Source organism: Komarekiella delphini-convector SJRDD-AB1, from assembly GCF_014831675.1.
Classification (GTDB): domain Bacteria; phylum Cyanobacteriota; class Cyanobacteriia; order Cyanobacteriales; family Nostocaceae; genus Komarekiella.
This window is the reverse complement of record NZ_VJXY01000181.1, coordinates 1-1,184: the sequence shown is the minus strand read 5'-3', so window position 1 is coordinate 1,184 and position 1,184 is coordinate 1. Positions and strand designations below refer to the sequence as shown.

Genomic DNA, 1,184 nt, shown 5'->3' with positions numbered 1-1,184 from the left:
TGTTTGGATGCTGATTGGGTATCAATAGAGCAATACTCTCACCACAATCTTGATGTTGAAGTAGCTTCTGATAATTTGGCTTATGTTATCTACACTTCTGGTTCTACTGGACAACCTAAGGGGGTTGCGATTGAACAGCAGAGTTTGGTTAACCACAGTCAAGCCATCATAAAGAAATATGGTTTAACTTGCAATGACCGAATCTTGCAATTTGCCAACTTTGGCTTTGATGTCGCTTACGAAGAAATATTCCCCACATTTCTTCGGAGTGCAACCTTAATTATTGCAGAAGAGAAAATTTTCTCCTCCTTTGCAAATTTGTCCCAACTAATCGAACAACAAAAACTAACGGTATTGAATTTGCCAGTATCATACTGGCAAGGATGGATTTGGGAGTTATCTCAATTGAAAGATGTTGAGTTACCCCTGAGTCTTCGCTTGGTTATTGTCGGTAGTGAAGTTGTAGCTCCAAAACAACTTAGGCTGTGGTTCAAGCATACGCGAGATAATGTGAGTTTGCTTAATGCTTATGGTTCGACGGAAACCACTATTACAGCAACAGTCTATGAGCCTACAACTGACTTTCAATCAGATAAGTCAGTTCCCATAGGTCGCCCCATTGCTAATACTTCAATTTACATCCTTGATCGCTATTTACAACCAGTGCCCATTGGTGTTCCTGGAGAATTGCACATCGGTGGTCTATGTTTAGCACGAGGTTATCTCAACCGTCCCAAACTAACTTTAGAAAAATTCATCCCTGATCCTTTCAGTAATCAAAGTTCTGCACGGTTGTATAAAACTGGAGATTTAGCACGTTATTTAGCTGATGGTAACATTGAATTTCTTAGCCGTATCGATAACCAATTGAAGGTGCGGGGCTTCCGCATCGAACCAGGGGAAATTGAATCAGTTCTAACAGCTTACCCGCAAGTGCAACAAGCTGTGGTAGTTGCCACAGAAGATATTCATGAGAACAAACGTTTAGTTGCTTATGTAGTCACTGATAATAAATCACTCACTACTAATCAACTACGTGAATTCCTCAAGCAAAATCTACCAGACTACATGATACCTGGTACGTTTGTAATTTTAGAGAGTATACCATTAACAGCAAATGGCAAAGTAGATAAAAAAGCATTAAGCGCACCAGATGGAATTTTACGAGAAAGTAAATACATAGC

The 1,184-nt window shown here is 39.7% G+C and carries 1 protein-coding gene; it reads left to right on the top strand.

The features are described 5' to 3' along the window. Positions 1-1,184: amino acid adenylation domain-containing protein (locus FNW02_RS38195; protein ID WP_191762643.1), on the top strand; the 1,184-nt coding region annotated here is incomplete at both ends.